11 protein-coding genes are annotated in these 17,935 nt (G+C 47.9%); 8 read left to right on the forward strand and 3 right to left on the reverse strand.

The annotated features are described in order from the left end of the window. Positions 1 to 3 precede the first annotated feature (3 nt). From Q1Q15_RS19640 to aroF, 8 genes are all read left to right on the forward strand, one after another. Positions 4 to 711, forward strand: coding sequence for a HesA/MoeB/ThiF family protein (locus Q1Q15_RS19640; RefSeq protein WP_300463871.1), 708 nt, complete (start codon positions 4 to 6; stop codon positions 709 to 711). Positions 712 to 755: 44 nt separating this feature from the next. Next, complete coding sequence (locus Q1Q15_RS19645; RefSeq protein WP_300463873.1) at positions 756 to 1,490, forward strand: NAD-dependent deacylase; 735 nt, start codon at positions 756 to 758, stop codon at positions 1,488 to 1,490. Positions 1,491 to 1,509: 19 nt separating this feature from the next. Then, positions 1,510 to 1,842 (forward strand): histidine triad nucleotide-binding protein, encoded by a 333-nt coding sequence (locus tag Q1Q15_RS19650; protein WP_300463875.1) that lies wholly within the window; start codon positions 1,510 to 1,512, stop codon positions 1,840 to 1,842. A gap of 2 nt (positions 1,843 to 1,844) precedes the next feature. Then, positions 1,845 to 6,152 (forward strand): amylo-alpha-1,6-glucosidase, encoded by a 4,308-nt coding sequence (locus tag Q1Q15_RS19655; protein ID WP_300463876.1) that lies wholly within the window; start codon positions 1,845 to 1,847, stop codon positions 6,150 to 6,152. A gap of 175 nt (positions 6,153 to 6,327) precedes the next feature. Further along, entirely contained in the window at positions 6,328 to 8,889 is a 2,562-nt protein-coding gene (gene glgP / locus Q1Q15_RS19660; RefSeq protein ID WP_300463878.1) for an alpha-glucan family phosphorylase, read from the forward strand. A gap of 63 nt (positions 8,890 to 8,952) precedes the next feature. Beyond that, the gene (locus tag Q1Q15_RS19665; protein ID WP_300463879.1) at positions 8,953 to 10,452 is read left to right on the forward strand and encodes a glycogen/starch synthase; all 1,500 of its coding nucleotides are present in this window, start codon (positions 8,953 to 8,955) and stop codon (positions 10,450 to 10,452) included. Then, complete coding sequence (locus Q1Q15_RS19670) at positions 10,418 to 12,454, forward strand: alpha amylase C-terminal domain-containing protein (RefSeq protein WP_300463882.1); 2,037 nt, start codon at positions 10,418 to 10,420, stop codon at positions 12,452 to 12,454. The genes Q1Q15_RS19665 and Q1Q15_RS19670 overlap by 35 nt, the downstream gene beginning before the upstream one ends. 299 nt (positions 12,455 to 12,753) lie before the next feature. Further along, positions 12,754 to 14,622, forward strand: a complete 1,869-nt coding sequence (gene aroF, locus Q1Q15_RS19675; RefSeq protein WP_300463884.1) for a 3-deoxy-7-phosphoheptulonate synthase — start codon at positions 12,754 to 12,756, stop codon at positions 14,620 to 14,622. Here aroF and Q1Q15_RS19680 read toward each other — a convergent pair. From Q1Q15_RS19680 to ettA, 3 genes are all read right to left on the reverse strand, one after another. Continuing rightward, complete coding sequence (locus Q1Q15_RS19680) at positions 14,619 to 15,284, reverse strand: GntR family transcriptional regulator (RefSeq protein ID WP_300463886.1); 666 nt, start codon at positions 15,282 to 15,284, stop codon at positions 14,619 to 14,621. The two genes, aroF and Q1Q15_RS19680, sit on opposite strands and share 4 nt — an antisense overlap. A gap of 74 nt (positions 15,285 to 15,358) precedes the next feature. Further along, positions 15,359 to 16,216, reverse strand: coding sequence for a DMT family transporter (locus tag Q1Q15_RS19685; protein WP_300463888.1), 858 nt, complete (start codon positions 16,214 to 16,216; stop codon positions 15,359 to 15,361). A gap of 10 nt (positions 16,217 to 16,226) precedes the next feature. After that, a complete protein-coding gene (gene ettA / locus Q1Q15_RS19690; RefSeq protein ID WP_300463890.1) occupies positions 16,227 to 17,909 on the reverse strand; it encodes an energy-dependent translational throttle protein EttA in 1,683 nt (560 codons plus the stop codon). Positions 17,910 to 17,935 lie beyond the last annotated feature (26 nt).

The following is a 17,935-nucleotide window of genomic DNA, read 5'->3' on the forward strand; positions in this document are numbered from 1 at the left end:
ATCATGGGAACTTCACCGCTTGACGGACGGTATGCCAGAAATTTTAATACCCTTACCCCGGAGGAACAAAAAAAGCTGGGGGCATCCAAAGTGGTTGTCATCGGATTAGGGGGACTTGGCGGCGGTGTCTGTGAGATGCTGGCAAGGGTCGGAGTGGGCCATCTAAGCCTGATCGACGGAGATTCATTTGAGGTCAGCAATTTAAACCGCCAGCTGTTAAGCCAGGAACATCTTATAGGGGTTCCCAAGGCCGAAGCAGCCAAAAACCGTGTGGCCGCTATTAATTCCGAGGTGAATGTAACACACCAGGTGGCGTATCTGGATGAATCCAACCTGTATGAACAGATCAAGGATGCAGATGTGGTCATGGACTGCCTGGATTCCATTGATACAAGATTCAAACTGCAGGATGCGGCAAAAAAAGCCGTCATTCCCATTGTGTCCGGCGCGATTGCAGGGGTGACCGGTCAGGTGACCAGTATTTTTCCGGAAGATCTCGGGTATGAATTGATCTATGGCAAAAAAAGCCGGGAACAATCAAAAGGGGTTGAAACACGGACGGGTAATATCGCTTATTGCGCAATGTTTGTGGCAGCAATCCAGTCATCTGAGTGCGTTAAAATACTCTTGAACCGCGGGGATATCCTTCACAATAAACTGCTGATTGCGGAATTATGGACCAATACCTTTGAGGTCGTGGCGTTGACCTGAATTATGGGTCCCTATATGTGTTGACCATAAAGGAGAGATCTTTTATGTATGCCAGAGCGGCACAAATGATTATGTCCGCCAAACGGTGTACCGCTTTTACAGGGGCAGGCATTTCTGTGGAGAGTGGTATTCCGCCGTTCCGGGGGAAAAATGGGCTTTGGAACAAATATGATCCTGAAACCTTTGATATCCGGTATTTTTACACCCATACCCGGCAGTCCTGGGAAATTATCCGGGAAATTTTTTATACCCTTTTTGGACGGGTTCAACCCAATGCAGCTCATTATGCTCTGGCGGAACTTGAGGCCAACAACCGATTACAGTCCGTGATTACCCAGAATGTGGATAACCTTCACCATGACGCCGGCAGTCGGCGCGTCCATGAATTTCATGGCTCGTTAAAGCGCCTGGTTTGCCTTGATTGCCAGGCAAAGTATCCCATTTCTGAAATTGACCTGGCAATTCTGCCCCCAAGGTGTATAACATGCGACGGGATTTTAAAACCGGATGTGATTTTTTTTGGAGAGGCCATTCCCGAACCTGCCGGAACCCATTCGTTTAATGAAACAAAAAAGGCGGACTGCTTTCTTTTGATTGGTACGACAGGGTCTGTGGCACCGGCAAATATGATTCCGTCGGCTGCAAAATCAAATGGTGCCGTCATCATTGAGATCAATCCCCACAGGTCTGAGTATACGGCTTCTGTTACGGATATTTTCCTCAAGGAAAAGGCCACTGTTGCCATGGAACGATTGATGGAAGAAATCGATAAATTATGATTGGTTAAAGGAGCTTTCAATGACCACTGACTGCCTGTTCTGTAAAATTGTCCACCGGGAAGTCCCTACTGAATTTTTATATGAAGATAATGATTTTGTTGTGTTTAAAGATATTCATCCGGCAGCACCGGTTCATCTGCTGGTCGTTCCCAAAAAACATATCAGAAGTATCAATGATCTGCACGAGGAAGATGAAACCATTGTCTCTGGTCTTTTCATGCTTGCCAGAGACATGGCAAAAGATCAGGGCATCCATACGTCCGGATATAAATTGTTATTCAATGTTGAAAAAGGGGGGGGGCAGGTTATTTTTCATCTGCATCTTCATTTGATTGGCGGATGGAAAAGATAGCCATGGAATCAAAGCTCAGCATCGCACAGACCCCGCCACCAGGGGAATCCCGGGTCATGTATTGCGGGGATTGTGTTGTCTTTAATCTGACGTTGTCAACCCGGGTCAAAGGGACCGCATGGGTGAGAACCAACCTGGGATCGGCGGCCATTGCCAGAAAAGAAATCATCAACCGGGTGGAAAAAAATGAAATCAAACTGGATGAAGCCTGGTATGATATCCAGATGGAGGCGGAAAACGATCTGGCGTATACCATTGTCCTGCCATTGCACCAGACCGGATTTTTTCAGGCAAAATGTTTTTTTCGACCGGAGAAAAGCGCAAAACCGGTCTGGCCGCCGGGGGAGAATTGTGTCTTTAGTGTAGCACCTGCCGGCACCTGTTGTGCCAATATTATCTATAATGCCTTTGTCAGGCAGTTCGGCAGAACCAAATCCCGTGTGACTGAAGATACGGATCTGTCATCCATCATTAAACGGCTGGATGCAAACGGGTATACCGTCATCCCGGAATCCGGAAAATTCAGGGATCTTATAAAGGAAGTGGACTTTATTTTTTCCCGTCTCGGATGTCGGGTTCTCCATCTGCTGCCCATCCACCCCACTCCCACTACCTACGCCCGGATGGGTCGTTTCGGCAGTCCGTATGCTGCCTTGAATTTTACAGAGGTTGATCCGGCCCTGGCAGAGTTTGATTCTTCCGCGACTCCCCTTGAACAGTTTATGGAACTGGTGGACAGGGTTCATTTTTATAATGGGTACCTGTTCATGGATATTGCCATTAATCATACCGGATGGGCTGCGTCCATCCATGAGTCTCACCCGGAATGGCTGGTCAGGGGAGACGATGGGAGAATAGAGGCCCCGGGTGCCTGGGGCGTTGTATGGGCGGATTTAACAAAACTGGATTATTCAAACATTGATCTGTGGACATATATGGCAGATGTCTTTTTGCTGTGGTGTCATCGAGGGGTGGACGGATTCAGGTGTGATGCCGGCTATATGATTCCGGTGAAGGCCTGGGAATATATTGTTGCCAAAGTCCGGGGGGAATATCCGGAAACGCTTTTTTTTCTGGAGGGACTTGGGGGGCCCATTGCCACCACCCGGGGAATTTTGGGCCGGGCGAATTTTAATTTTGCATATTCTGAGTTGTTCCAGAATTATACACGGCAGGAAATCTCCGATTACCTGCCAATGGCTTATGAGATATCAAACACCTGCGGCCATATGATTCATTTTGCAGAAACCCATGACAACAACCGCCTGGCATCTGTTTCAACGCGGTATGCACGAATGAGAACCTCTCTGTGCGCGCTTTTTTCAGTGTGCGGGGGATTCGGCTTTGTCAATGGCGTCGAATGGTTTGCCACGCAAAAAATTGATGTTCATGAATCAAACAGTCTTAACTGGGGAAATAAAACCAACCAGGTGGATCATATTGCAACATTGAACCGGATATTAACCCATCATCCAACTTATTTTGGACAGACCCGGCTGTCGCTGATTCAGCAAAATCCATCCGAATGCCTGGTACTGCTGCGGCACAATGAACAGCAGGATAAAAAACTGCTGGTTTTAATTAACCTGGATTGTGAAACCCCCAATGAGGCATCCTGGCCGGGAGCAGATGCAGATATGCCGGGAACGGTATTGTATGACCTGATTACCGGTGCAACGGTGAAAATCGATAGTGTCGACGGGTATAGTGTCATGCGACTTTCACCGGGAGAGGCATTGGCACTGTCACCTGATCCCGATGATATCCTCCGCCCGGACCGGAACCCGCGTCGGCAACCCCGGATTCCTGACAGGGTCTATTTGCAGAAACTAAAGACAAAAGTGCTGGCGATTCATACCGCGTTCAACGGATACCGAAATATAAACCGCCTTGATAGTGAACAGGCGGCCTGGGATTTTGCCCTTGATCCGGTTGAATTTATTCGTTCGTTTAACACCGTGTCAAAAGAGAGCCGGGTGATTGTTTTTGATTGGGAAAAAGATTTGAAACGGCAATTGATGATCCCGCCGGGGTTCTTTTTATTGGTGAAATGCCCGAGTGGGTTCCGGGCAGAAATTTTTGATGAAAAAACACCGGTTAAAACATCCCTGGGATATGAAGAAGGGATTCCAACCCGGGACCGAAAGGGGTTTTTCGCCCTGTTCTTCCCAAAGGTCATAAAACGACAACATAAAGAATACACCTTACGTCTGCGGGTATTTGAAATTACCGGCACACGGATTGAAAAAATATCTTTGCTATACCTTGCTCCTTTTGAGACCTTATATATGAGTTCTTCCTTTACGCGAAAGGAGATCGTCAAAACCCCTTTTTTAAAACTATTGGCCACAACCAAAAAAGGGGGCATGCTCAGAGCTGCTGCCTGGTGGGGCCGGCTTGACAGCCGGTATGATGCCCTTTTGGGGGCCAATATGGACAATACCACCCCGGAGAACCGGTGGATGGTGCTGTCAAGATGCAGAATATGGGCGGTTTTCCAGGGATATTCCAGGGAACTGGCACCGGATTGCCTTGAAAAGGTCACATTTTCCTATGATCATGGCGGGAAATGGCGGTTTCATGTGCCCACCTCGGAAGGGAAATATTATGCTTTGGAGCTGTATCTTGCCATTGATTCCCAGGAAAATCATGTCCGCCTGACGCTTTTGAGGGTTGCAGCACCGGATAATAATCCTGCCTTTCTGGAGGATGATAAAGGGGTGACCCTGATTATCCGGCCGGATATTGAAGACAGAAGCTTTCATGAAACCGTTAAAGCGTTCAAGGGACCCGAAACAGAATGGCCAAAGGCCATCACACTGGTTAACAATGGATTCGTTTTTTCCCTTTCCCGGGGGAACAACCTGCGAATGGTCCTCTCCCGGGGGGACTTTGTTCATGAGCCTGAATGGCACTACATGACCCACCGTTCTCTGGAGGTCCAAAGAGGGCTTGATCCGGAATCGGATCTTTTCAGCCCGGGGTATTTTACGGTTTCCTGCCTGGGGGGGGATACGGTGGCCATTGATGCAGCGGTCCTGGAGACCATGGATTCAACCATCGACTTGACCAACCAGGCCCTGCAGTCTGAATCAAAACCCTTTGTAACGGGGATGGCATTTTCAGAGGCCGTATACAAAAGTCTTGATGCCTTTCTCGTGGATCGCGGCACGGATAAAAGTGTCATCGCCGGATACCCCTGGTTTCTTGACTGGGGAAGAGACAGCCTGATATTCTGTCGAAGCCTGATTGAGCTGGGTCGGTTTTCCGATGCAAAATCCATATTGCGATTGTTTGGCAGATTTGAAAGCAATGGCACCCTGCCCAATATGATCTGCGGTGAGGATGCACAAAATAGAGAGACATCAGATGCCCCATTATGGTTCTTTGCCTGCTGCAAGGACCTCATTGAACAAGAGAAAAGCAAAGATTTTTTAAACGAGGTGCTGGATCATCGGACGGTTAAAGATATTCTTTTGTCCATTGCCCATTCCCTGATAAAAGGCACCCCAACAGGGGTGATTGTCGATCCTGAAACCCAGTTGCTGTATTCCCCTTCTCATTTTACGTGGATGGATACCAACTTTCCGGCAGGGTCTCCCCGTCAGGGGTATCCTGTTGAGATTCAGGCTTTATGGTATAATGCACTGGTCCTGCTGGCCGCCATTGATGGTGACCATGCATCAGACTGGCTCACAAAAGCCCGGCAGGTTCAAACGTCTGTCCTGGATCTTTTTTACCTTGACACGGCTGGTTTTTTTTCAGATTGTCTCCATTCAGATGGTCCCGGGGGGGCAAAAACTGCCGCGCCAGACGATGCCTTAAGGCCCAATCAGTTGTTTTTATTTACCCTTGGTGTGATAGAAAACAAACAGGTTGTCCGAAAATGTGTTGAAACATGCCAGGAATTGCTGGTGCCCGGTGCCATCAGGAGCCTGGCCAAAAGAAAGCTTGAATCACCCCTTCATATTTTTTATCATGGAAAACGGTTAAAGGATCCCCATTTCCCCTATTCCGGGGAATACAAAGGGGACGAAGATACCGCACGAAAACCAGCCTATCATAATGGCACCGCCTGGACCTGGCAGTTTCCAGTATTTTGTGAAGCCTGGACAGCTGCATTCGGTAAAAAGAGTCGTCCCACGGGCCTGGCATGGCTGGGCAGTGTGATGGCGTTAATGAGAAAAGGGGCTGCTGGACATATTCCTGAAATCCTTGACGGCGATTTTCCGCATACGCCAAGGGGGTGTGATGCCCAGGCCTGGGGATCAAGCGAGGTTGCCAGGGTCATGCACAAGTTATTAAATTAAGGACTCAACTTTTGGAGTCGTCTATTTTTATATGGGGTCAGGCTTTCTTTATGGCACTTTTTACCCGTCTGGTCATGAAATAGTGATACAAAGCACCATAAAAAAAGCCTGACCCCGTTCATTATAGATAAAGATCGAAAGTTGAGTTAAGATGTTCTAGGAGCGTTGTTTGTATATGGAAAAGATGCAGATTTATAAAGTATATCCTGCCATACCCGAATCATTGGCCTTTCTGGATTATCTGGCCAGGAACCTGTGGTGGTGCTGGAATCATGAAGCCATTGAATTGTTCCGGAGAATCCATCCCGGACAATGGGAAAAAGTTGGGAAAAATCCTGTGGCGTTCCTGTCTAGTATATCCCAGAGACGATTTGAAGAACTGGCAACAGACGAGAGTTTTTTAGGGCATCTTGGACGGGTAAAGGCCAAATTTGAAAGAATGTTTTCCTATGTGTCCCCGGTCAAAGAATTTGATCTGGGGTCTAAAGAGACCATTGCCTATTTTTCCATGGAATTCGGCCTTCATGAATCGCTGCCTATTTTTGCCGGTGGATTGGGGGTTCTGGCGGGGGATCATCTGAAAGCCTCGTCTACCCAAGGCGTCCCTTTGACCGGTATCGGCCTGTTGTTCCGGGAAGGATATTTCCGGCAGTTCCTGGATCATAATGGGTGGCAGCAGGAAACCTATCCCATCAATGATGTGTTTGACCTCCCGCTTCAAAAGGTAACCGATACCTCGGGGTTTGATATAAAAATAGAGATCCCGGGACCCCAGGGGCTGATCAAGGCCTGGGTATGGCAATTAAAGGTGGGCAAAATCAAGCTGTTCCTGCTGGATACAAATTTACCGGAAAATTCAAAAACCATCAGGGACATTACATCACGGCTCTATGCCAGCCATGGGGAGACAAGGGTTGCCCAGGAGATATTATTGGGGATTGGTGGTGTCAAAGCCTTGAAAATGATGGATATATTTCCCAAGGTCTGTCACATGAATGAAGGGCATTGTTCCTTTGCCAGCCTGGAACGCGTTTCTATTTTAATGGACAAGTATACCCTGGATTTTCAAAGCGCCTTTCAAATTGGTCAGAGAACCTGCGTGTTTACCACCCATACCCCTGTGGCAGCCGGTCATGATGAATTCCCAAAAGAATTGGTCCGTCCCTATATCAAATCTTATGCGGATAAATTTGCTGTTTCCAAAGAGGAACTGCTCTCCTGGGGAGAGCCCAGGGATATGGTGAATGCAGACAAATTCTCCATGTTTATTTTCGGGGCTCATTTTTCAGGTTATATTAATGGTGTCAGCCGTCTTCACGGCCAGGTGTCCCGGAGGATGTGGCAGAGTTTATGGCCAGGGCGACAGGTAGAAGAAATCCCGATTTCCCATATCACAAATGGGGTCCACATCTGTTCTTATCTGTCCCAGCATAAAAGTGCCTTACTTGAACGGTATCTGTCCGCAGACTGGTCCAACAGACTGTCCAACGCCACCATGATTTCGAGAATAGACAATATTGAAGATGCCGATCTATGGCATGTCCATGAACTGGACCGGTCTAATTTGACAAGAAAATGCCGGCAGTTGTTACTGGCCCAGTATGAAAGGCGGAATGCCCCCCGGCATGAGCTGGATGACATTGCCAGTGCAATGGATCACCGGGTGCTGACCATCTGTTTTGCCCGGCGGTTTGCCACGTACAAACGGGCGGGTCTCCTGTTGAAAAATATTCCCCGGTTGACAAGACTCATCACCGATGAGGACAGGCCCATCCAGCTGGTGTTTGCCGGAAAAGCCCATCCCAATGACGGCGATGGTAAAGATATCATTAAACAGATAGTTGAATTTGCCAGGATACCTGAGGTCAGACGTCGGGTGGTCTTTCTGGAAAATTATGATATCAATATAGCAAGGTATATGGTCCAGGGATGTGATGTATGGCTCAATACCCCCCGAAGACCCAATGAGGCCTGCGGTACGTCAGGTATGAAGGCATCTGCCAATGGCGGATTAAATCTGTCCATCCTGGATGGATGGTGGTGCGAAGGCTTCCGGGAGGATAGGGGATGGCGCATTGGAAACGGAGATCTTTATGATAATCATGATTATCAGGATGAAGTTGAAAGCCAGGCCTTGTTCAATGTCCTTGAAAATGAAGTCATTCCTCTGTTTTATGACCGGCAGAGAGGCAACCCACCGTTAAAATGGATAACAATGATGAAGAATGCCATGAAAATGGCGATCCATGATTTTTCCAGTGACCGGATGGTCCGGGAGTATTCGGAAAGATTTTATATGCCGGCAGCCAGAAATTTTAAGACATTAACCGATGATGGGGCCGGGAAAGCCAAAGCACTTGCCGTGAAACAGTCCCGATTGATAGCCTTGTGGAGCAGTATTCGATTATCAAAACCGAAATTGACCAAAGGGATTGATTTTACGGTGGGGGATACCTTCCGGATTACCCTTGAGGTCTTTCTGGGTGAACTGACCCCGGAAGAAGTTGAGGTTCAGGTGTATCACGGCAAACTAAGATCAACAGAACTCCTTGAGGGAAGCCGGTCGGAAATCATGTGGCTGCAGGAAACCACGGCACCGGGTACGCACATTTATGCCTGTACGATCACCTGCTCGGATTCAGGTCGGTTCGGGGTGACAGCCCGGGTGATTCCCAAGGGAGATGAGGTCTTGAGTAATACCCCTCACCTTATTACCTGGGCCCAGGAAGCGTATTGAACATCACGCTTCCATTTTGTTGTTGTTCCATTGTAATCGCGGATCGATCCTATGAAAAAGAAAATGATAAAAAAACCAAGAATACTGATTGTGACACCGGAAGTGACCTATCTTCCAGAGGATATGGGGAAGCAGTCCCACTATTCTGCCAAGGCCGGCGGCCTTGCCGATGTGTCGGCTGCCCTGATCAGTGCATTGTTTGATTTTGGCTGTGATGTCCATGTGGCCCTGCCGGATTATCGCTCCCTTTTTAATGGGTACACCACAAGTACCCACAACAGGGAACTTGAAAAAATTCGAAAACGATTGGATGAGGAACGGATCCACCTGGCTGCGGACCGGGCGTTTTATTACCTGGATAATGTCTATTCAGGGTATTCGGACAAAGACCTCAAGGTTTCCCTGGCCTTTCAACGGGAAGTCATTAACAATATCATCCCCCGGGTGAATCCGGACATCATTCACTGCAATGACTGGATGACCGGTTTAATACCGGCCATGGCCAGACAGATGGAAATCCCCTGCCTGTTTACGATTCACAATATCCATACCATGACCTCCACCATGGCGGAAATTGAGGACCGGGGCATTGATGCCGCATCCTTCTGGCAATGGCTGTTTTTGAAAATCCCCCCCCAGAATTATGAAGAAAGCCGGGACTGGAACCGGGTGGATTTTCTAACCTCCGGCGTATTTTCCGCCCATTATGTGAATACAGTGAGTCCGACGTTTTTAACGGAGATTGTGGAAAACCGTCATCCGTTTGTTGAAAATTGTTTGAAAAATGAATTGACCCATAAATATCATGCCGGTTGTGCCACGGGGATCTTGAATGCCCCGGAGCCGGAATTCAATCCGGCTGTGGATGAGATGATCCGGTATAACTATGGGCCCAAGAATCACCGGCGACTGAAAACTGAAAATAAAGCATATCTCCAGGAGTTACTGGATCTTGAGCCTGACGAAAATGCCGCCCTGTTTTTCTGGCCGTCCCGGCTTGACCCGGTGCAGAAAGGGTGTCAGCTTCTGGCAGAGATCCTGTACGATCTGGTATCCCAATACTGGGCTGCCAATCTCCAGGTTGTCTTTGTGGCCAGCGGCGAATTCCAGAAACATTTTCATGATATTGTCCGGTTTCACGGTCTTGGGAAACGGGTTGCCGTTTGCGGATTTAATGAAGAATTGTCACACCAGGCCTTTGCTGCCAGTGATTTTTTGATGATGCCGTCATCCTTTGAACCCTGCGGTCTTCCCCAGATGGTGGGTGGCATCTACGGCACCTTACCTATTGTTCATGATACCGGGGGATTGCATGATACCATCCGCCAACTAAACCCTGAAAATAATACCGGGAACGGGTTTTTATTCAATGTCCATGATGCCAATGGGTTCAAATGGGCCCTGGACAGGGCCATGGAGTTTCATTTCCTTGACCCGGATATCAAGGAAATTCAAATTAAACGGATTATGATTGAGAGTGTTCTGGAATTTAACCATAGCAGATGTGCACAAGCGTATATAAATTTATATGAAAAAATGCTTAAACGACCCTTTATTGTCTGATCCGGGAATCTTCAATGATCCCGGTCTGCTGCCCTATGCAGAGGTTATTGCAAAAAGGCGATGCCGTGCCATTGCCCTTGAAGAAAAACTGAAACAGGGCGACAGGGGCACATTATCGTCTTTTGCGAATTATCATGAGCGGTTCGGTCTCCATTTTGAAGCAGATTCCTGGGTGTTCAGGGAATGGGCCCCCAACGCCAGTGAGATGTTTATCCTGTGTGACAGAACCGCCTGGCAGAAACAGGACGCATTTGCCCTTGAAAGAAAAGTGAATCATGTGTTTGAAGGCCGGTTTCCCAAAGAGACCTTTGCGCATAAAGATCTTTTTAAACTGAGGCTTGCCTGGCCGGGGGGGGAAGGGGATCGTATTCCAACCGCTGCCACCCGGGTGGTTCAAGATCCCCATACCCTCATTTTCAGCGCCCAGGTCTGGCACCCGGAAAAGCCCTATGAATGGGAAATTGAACGATTTTCGCCGCCTAAAGAGCCGTTGTTGATCTATGAAACCCACGTGGGGATGGCATTGGAGGAGGGCAGGGTCGGAACCTATAAAGAGTTTGAACGTCATATCCTGCCGAAAATAATCCATGCCGGGTATAATACGATTCAACTGATGGCCATACAGGAACATCCCTATTATGCGTCCTTTGGGTATCATGTGTCTAATTTTTTTGCACCTTCTTCCCGTTTTGGAACCCCGGAAGATCTGAAAAGTTTGATTGATACGGCCCACAAAAGTGGCATACGGGTATTGATGGATATCATTCATTCCCATGCCGTCACCAATGAAACGGAAGGGATTTCAAAATTTGACGGGACACACTACCAGTTTTTCCATGACGGTCCCAAAGGGTATCACCGGCAATGGGATTCAAGATGTTTTAATTATCATCGGCCCGAGGTTCTGAATTTTCTTTTGTCTAACCTGAAATACTGGCTCTGGGAATTTAAGGTTGACGGATTCAGGTTTGACGGGATCACCAGCATGCTTTTTGCGGATCATGGGCTGGGACGGTCTTTTACCTGCTATGCCGATTATTATGGCGATGATGTGGATGGGGACGCCCTGTCATATTTATACCTTGCCAATCGTCTGATCCATGACATCCGACCGGGGGGGCTTACCATTGCCGAAGATGTCAGCGGATATCCCGGGCTTGCTGCATCCGCGTCAAAAGGCGGTATTGGGTTTGATTACCGGTATGCCATGGGGATTGCCGATTTCTGGATCAAATTGCTAAAAGATGTTCAAGATGAACACTGGCATCTTGGCACCCTCTGGCATGAGCTGACAACAAAGCGGCGTGAAGAAAAGACCATCAGCTATGCTGAATCCCATGACCAGGCCCTGGTGGGGGATAAAACCTTGATGATGCACCTCATGGGCCACACCATTTATACGGCCATGAAAAAAGACCATGCCGGTATGATCACCGACCGGGGCGTGGCCCTGCATAAGATGATCCGGTTGATTACCATTGCCACGGCAGACTCGGGCTACCTGAATTTCATGGGCAATGAATTCGGGCACCCGGAATGGGTGGATTTCCCGTCCAAGAGAAACCAGTTTTCCTATCACTATGCCCGGCGGCAGTGGTCGTTAAAATATGATCCGGATCTATATTTTTCTGCATTGGATGAATTTGATCAACGAATGATTCTCCTGGTTAAAACCCGGGACCTGTTTGCCTGCTCCCAGATCACACTCTTGTATGTCCATGAGGATGACAAAGTGATCGCCTTTGAAAGAAATGCCATGATTTTTGTGTTTAATTTTCATCCCTCCCAGTCGTTTACAGATTATATGTTTGAAGCGCCTCCGGGTGAGTACCGCATGGTTTTCAATTCAGATGACCCTATTGTGGGGGGGAAGGGCAGGCTCAAGGAGGATCAGGTTCATTTTACCTTTTTTGATTCAAAAAAATCCGACAAAAAAAACCTGTTAAGTCTTTACCTGCCCACAAGAACCGCAATGGTACTGGAACTGAACAGGACAAAATAGTTTTATTTATTTTTTTTAGTATTGACACGCGTGGAAAGGATCTATAGAGTACAAAAATATTTCAGATTAATAATGGATAAAAAAATGAATAAAATGACACACATTAACATATTTACTTTTGGACGTTTCTTTTTTAGGAGCGTTCATCCGGTGTGACGCTTTATTTTTTAGTTAAATAGAGCCCCGGGTGGACATTGAGCCACCCGGGGCTTTTTTAGTTTTCAGGCCCTGGGAAAATTTTTCCAGGGCCTTTTTTATTTTAAACCGAATGGTTCAATTATTTAACAGGGAGAAAATCAATGATTCTTGTACTTGACAACAAAATTAGTCAGCCCCAGAAGAACACCATTTTAAACCGGCTGTCGGATGAACAGTGTATCACCCGGGAAATCATGGATGCCGGCAGAAATGTCATCGGCATTATCGGTAAAACCAGGACAAGCCTGGAGGCGTTCAAACAAATGGAGGGGGTGGTGGATGCTGTTCCCATTAAGACAGCCTATAAACTGGCCAGCCGGGAGTTCAAATCTGAAGATACCCGGGTGAAGATCGGCAATGTCGTGGTGGGGGGAGATCGGATTGTCATTGTGGCCGGGCCGTGCGCCGTGGAAAGTCATGACCAGGCCATGACCATTGCCCGGGAGGTGAAAAAATACGGGGCGGTTCTGTTCCGTGGGGGTGCCTATAAACCCCGGTCTTCACCATACTCTTTCCAGGGGCTGGAGGAAGAAGGGCTCAAGATCCTGGCCGATGTCAGGGAAAAAACCGGACTGGGTGTGGTCACAGAAATGACATCCGTGTCCCAGGCAGACCTGATGCTGCAGTATGTGGATGTGGTCCAGATCGGCGCCCGGAACATGCAGAATTTTGAACTGTTAAAATGTGTGGGCCGCATGGACATACCGGTTGTGTTGAAGCGGGGACTGGCTGCCACCATCGAGGAATGGCTGATGTCTGCGGAATATATTATGGCCGGCGGAAACAGCAATGTTATTTTGTGTGAAAGGGGCATCCGAACCTTTGAACCCTATACGAGAAATACCCTGGACTTATCCGCTATCCCGGTTCTTAAAAAATTAACCCATCTGCCCATTATCATTGATCCCAGCCATGCCACCGGCATCCGGGAAAAAGTCAGCCCCATGGCAAGGGCTGCCGTGGCAGCAGGAGCGGATGCCCTCATGATCGAGGTCCACAACAACCCGGACCAGGCCCTTTCCGACGGACCTCAGAGTCTGTACCCTGAACAATTTGGTCAACTGACCCGGGATATTTATGTGATTGCCCCGGTTGTGGGCAAACAGCTGGATTTTGATTATTTGAAAAAATCAGAGCTGATCAATAACCTGGCAGCGGAAGACTCTAAAACCGCAGCATTTATAGGGGAATACGGGGCTTACAGCCACAAGGCCAGCCTGGGGTATTTCGGAGAAGAGATTACACCGGTTCCCATGAAAACCTTTAAGGATATATTCCATGCCGTGCAGAGCGGCAATTGCCAGTATGGTGTTATCCCCTTGGAAAACTCGCTGTCCGGGTCCATTCATGAGAATTTTGATTTGCTCCAGGAATATAATTTGAAAATCATCGGGGAGATTACCATACGGGTGCAGCATGCCTTGATTGCCCATGGCGGTGTTTCAAAGACGGACATCAAAAGAATCCTTGCACCGCCCCCGGCATTTTCCCAATGCAAAAACTACCTGGATCAATATCCGGATATTGAACTGGTCCCGGTAACCGCCACATCCAGTGCGGTAAGGCAGGTCAAAGACTCAGAAGACAAATACGCTGCTGCCATCGGATCCGCCATGGCCGCCAGTATTTTTGAAATGACCATCCTTGAGGAGTCCATTGAAGACAATCCACGGAATTACACCCGGTTTGCCATTATTGCCAAAGAGGTCAAAGGGCATAAAAAAGTGGATAAAACCTCCATTATTTTTTCCACGGGCAACAAACCCGGTGCGTTGTTTGAAGTAATGAAAGTGTTTTCAGAATATCAGATCAACCTAGTCAAACTGGAATCCCGGCCCATGTTGGGAAAACCCTGGGAATACATGTTTTACGCAGACCTTGAAGCGGATATCGAAAGCCCGGAGCTGGCCCCGGTCATGGAACGACTCCAGGAGAAATCAGAGAATTTGAGAATCCTGGGACGGTATTAAAGGGAGGCAGTGCCGGGCCGCAGCTTTTTCATAACCGCCATCAGTTGGAATTTTGTATATTGGGCATGTTGTTCCATGGCCTGGGTGGTTTTTTCCCTGTCTTTGGACAGAAGGGCCTGATAGATGATCGTATGCTGATCAATCAGCTCATCCATTAAGTGTGGAACAAAATTCAAACCATGTCGGTATTTAATGATTAAATCACTTAGATTATTGCATACCTGAAAAAGGGCCTCGCTCCTTGTGGCTCGATAGATAATGGAATGAAACGCAATGTCAAGGTCGGTTGTTTTAGACGGTTCCCCGGACTTGATGGCGGCTTTTGTTTCCTCTATATTGTCACGCAAGTTCTGTAACTCTTCAACGGTGATATGTTCAATTGCCCGTTGAATGGCAATCTGTTCAATTTCCGACCGTGTGGTAAACAGATCCTGGATTTCATTATCGGATAGATCTTCCACCCTGTACCCGACCTGGGGGATTGAGCGTAACAGTCTTTCCTGGGAAAGTTTCTGCAATGCGTATCTTACCGGTTCGCAGCTGACATTGAGCGTGTCGGCAATCGTTGTTTCTGTTATGTTTGTCCCGGCTGGCAGTTTGCCTGATACAATGTCAAGGCGAAGGGAGTTATAAACTTTTTTCTTTAATTCGTTGTCCGTCATGATACCCGCTTTTAATAGTTTTTTAGATACCTATTGTATACGGGTGGTGATTGTCAAGTGCAAAATATTTGATTTTATTTGCGGCTGGCCACAAGGGTCGTACCAATGATGATCACCCCGCCGACAAGGGTTCTGATGCCCGGCATTTCATTGAGGCAGATAAAGGCCAGAAGAATCCCGTAAACCGGTTCAAGCCCGGCAATGACGGCGGCGGTCTGGGCCCGTATAGCGGTCAGGGAAGAAATGAACAGCGTATGGGCAAGGGCTGTGCAGAATACGCCTAAAAAGAGGAGATAGGGCAGGTCGGTCAGTTGCGGGGAGGTCATGGGCAGGGTCAGGATGGGCAACACTAAAAAGAGGGCTGCAAAAAGGTTCTGATAAAATGCCACGGCAATGGCATCGGAAATCCTTGCGTTTCTCCTGTTGACAAGGGTCAAAAGAGCAAAGGTGAATCCTGACAGGATGCCGGAAAATGCCCCTTTGGTGATGGTGTTTGACAGATCAAACTCCGGGATCACCAGCAGAATACCGATAAACACGGCACCGGCCATAAAGATGTCCTTGGCTTTCAATTCTTCTTTGAACACCAGGGGTTCTAAAAAAGTTACAAACAACGGAAAGGTGGAAAAGGTGACCAGGCCCACGGCCGCACTCGACATCTGAATGGAAAGAAAAAAACTCCACCAGTGAACGGCCAGAAGGATGCCCTGGAGGATAAACAGCAAATATTCTTTTTTCCCGAAGGCAAACAATACGGTTTTTGAAAACCATCGTGCATACACAAACAAAGCAATGGACCCAAAAAAGGTCCTGCCCAGGACAATATAAAACGGACTGCACGATAAAACCTTTCCGAACAGACCGGCACACCCGAACAGGAGAACAGCCATATGGATGTGTGCAATCCCTTTGTTCTTGGAGACCGATTTCAAATGAAACCCATTACCGGGTGAGCTGGCGGTATTTTATCCGGGTGGGCTGATCTGCTTTTATGCCCAGTCGTTTTTTCCGATCTCGTTCATAATCGGAATAAGACCCTTCAAAAAACAGGACTTGGCTATCGCCTTCAAAGGCCAGGATATGGGTGGCAATCCGGTCTAAAAACCACCGGTCATGGCTGATAATGACAGCACAGCCGGCAAAGTTTTCCAGGGCTTCTTCCAAAGCCCGAAGTGTGTTGACATCCAGATCATTGGTGGGCTCATCCAACAATAGAACATTGGCTTCCAGCTTTAGCAAGGTGGCCAGATGCACCCGGTTTCTTTCTCCACCGGAGATATTTTTGACCTTTTTTTGCTGGTCAGAACCGGAGAAATTAAATTTTGCCACATAGGCCCGGGCGTTGATTTCCCTGCCACCAATGAACAGCTTCTCGTTTCCATCGGAGATTACTTCAAAAATGGTTCGTTCAGGATCAAGGGTATCCCGTTCCTGATCTACATAGGCCAGTTTGACGCTCTGGCCCAGTTCAATGGTGCCGGAGTCGGGTGTTTCCCGGGCTGTGATCATGTTGAAAAGCGTTGTTTTGCCGGCCCCATTGGGTCCGACAACCCCGATGATAGCGCCGGGAGGGATGACAAAGGTCATGTTTTCCACCAGGAGCTTGTTGTCAAAGGCTTTGGAAACATCGTTGGCCACAATGACTTTTTCGCCAAGTCTTGGCCCGGGTGGAATAAAGATTTCCAGATCCGCTTCCTGTTGTTTGACATCTTTTTTCAAAAGGTCTTCATAGGCTTTGATCCTGGCCTTTGACTTGGACCGTTTGCCTTTGGGGGACATGCGGATCCATTCCAACTCCCGTTGAAGGGTCTGCTGACGTTTGGATTCTGTTTTCTGTTCATAGGCCAGGCGGTTTTGTTTCTGTTCCAGCCAGGAAGAGTAATTGCCTTTCCAGGGAATCCCTTCCCCCCGGTCCAGCTCAAGAATCCATCCCGCCACATTGTCCAGGAAATACCGGTCATGGGTGACGGCAATAACGGTTCCTTCATACCGGCTTAAATGCTCTTCCAGCCAGCCGACAGACTCTGCATCCAGATGGTTGGTGGGCTCATCCAGCAATAGAATATCCGGTTTCTGCAGTAAAAGTCGGCAAAGGGCTACCCGTCTTTTTTCACCCCCCGAGATCACATTGACCACTGTATCTCCCGGCGGACACCGCAGGGCATCCATGGCCATTTTTAGTTTGGAATCCAGATCCCAGGCATTCAAGTGATCCAGCTGTTCCTGGATTCTACCCTGTTTTTCAATCAGCTTGTCCATTTCATCGTCTGACATGGGCGTGGCAAAGTCTTCTGAAATTTTTTCATACGCAGCTAACAACTCAACCGTCTCTTTAACGCCTTCTTCAACAATTTCCCGGACGGTTTTCTGGCTGTCCATAAGGGGTTCCTGTTCTAGAAACCCGATGGTCAATCCTTTGGCAAGGGTGGTTTCACCTGAAAACTCTGGATCAACACCGGCCATGATTCTTAATAATGAGCTTTTACCGGAACCGTTTAGCCCAAGGACACCGATCTTTGCACCATAAAAATAAGACAGGGAAATATCTTTGAGTACCTGTTTTTGACCATGGAATTTACTCAATCTGTCCATGGAATAGATTATTTTTTTTGTATCTTCTGACATAAGACATTCTCCTATCCTATCTATTA

Source organism: Desulfobacula sp. (assembly GCF_030145145.1).
Classification (GTDB): domain Bacteria; phylum Desulfobacterota; class Desulfobacteria; order Desulfobacterales; family Desulfobacteraceae; genus Desulfobacula.

What these genes read in the sequence shown, in the direction of transcription:
- Q1Q15_RS19640 (WP_300463871.1), top strand. Translation starts at nt 4, where the DNA reads ATGGGAACTTCACCGCTTGACGGACGGTATGCCAGAAATTTTAATACC.
- Q1Q15_RS19645 (WP_300463873.1), top strand. Translation starts at nt 756, where the DNA reads ATGTATGCCAGAGCGGCACAAATGATTATGTCCGCCAAACGGTGTACC.
- Q1Q15_RS19650 (WP_300463875.1), top strand. Translation starts at nt 1,510, where the DNA reads ATGACCACTGACTGCCTGTTCTGTAAAATTGTCCACCGGGAAGTCCCT.
- Q1Q15_RS19655 (WP_300463876.1), top strand. Translation starts at nt 1,845, where the DNA reads ATGGAATCAAAGCTCAGCATCGCACAGACCCCGCCACCAGGGGAATCC.
- glgP (WP_300463878.1), top strand. Translation starts at nt 6,328, where the DNA reads ATGGAAAAGATGCAGATTTATAAAGTATATCCTGCCATACCCGAATCA.
- Q1Q15_RS19665 (WP_300463879.1), top strand. Translation starts at nt 8,953, where the DNA reads ATGATAAAAAAACCAAGAATACTGATTGTGACACCGGAAGTGACCTAT.
- Q1Q15_RS19670 (WP_300463882.1), top strand. Translation starts at nt 10,418, where the DNA reads ATGAAAAAATGCTTAAACGACCCTTTATTGTCTGATCCGGGAATCTTC.
- aroF (WP_300463884.1), top strand. Translation starts at nt 12,754, where the DNA reads ATGATTCTTGTACTTGACAACAAAATTAGTCAGCCCCAGAAGAACACC.
- Q1Q15_RS19680 (WP_300463886.1), bottom strand. Translation starts at nt 15,284, where the DNA reads ATGACGGACAACGAATTAAAGAAAAAAGTTTATAACTCCCTTCGCCTT.
- ettA (WP_300463890.1), bottom strand. Translation starts at nt 17,909, where the DNA reads ATGTCAGAAGATACAAAAAAAATAATCTATTCCATGGACAGATTGAGT.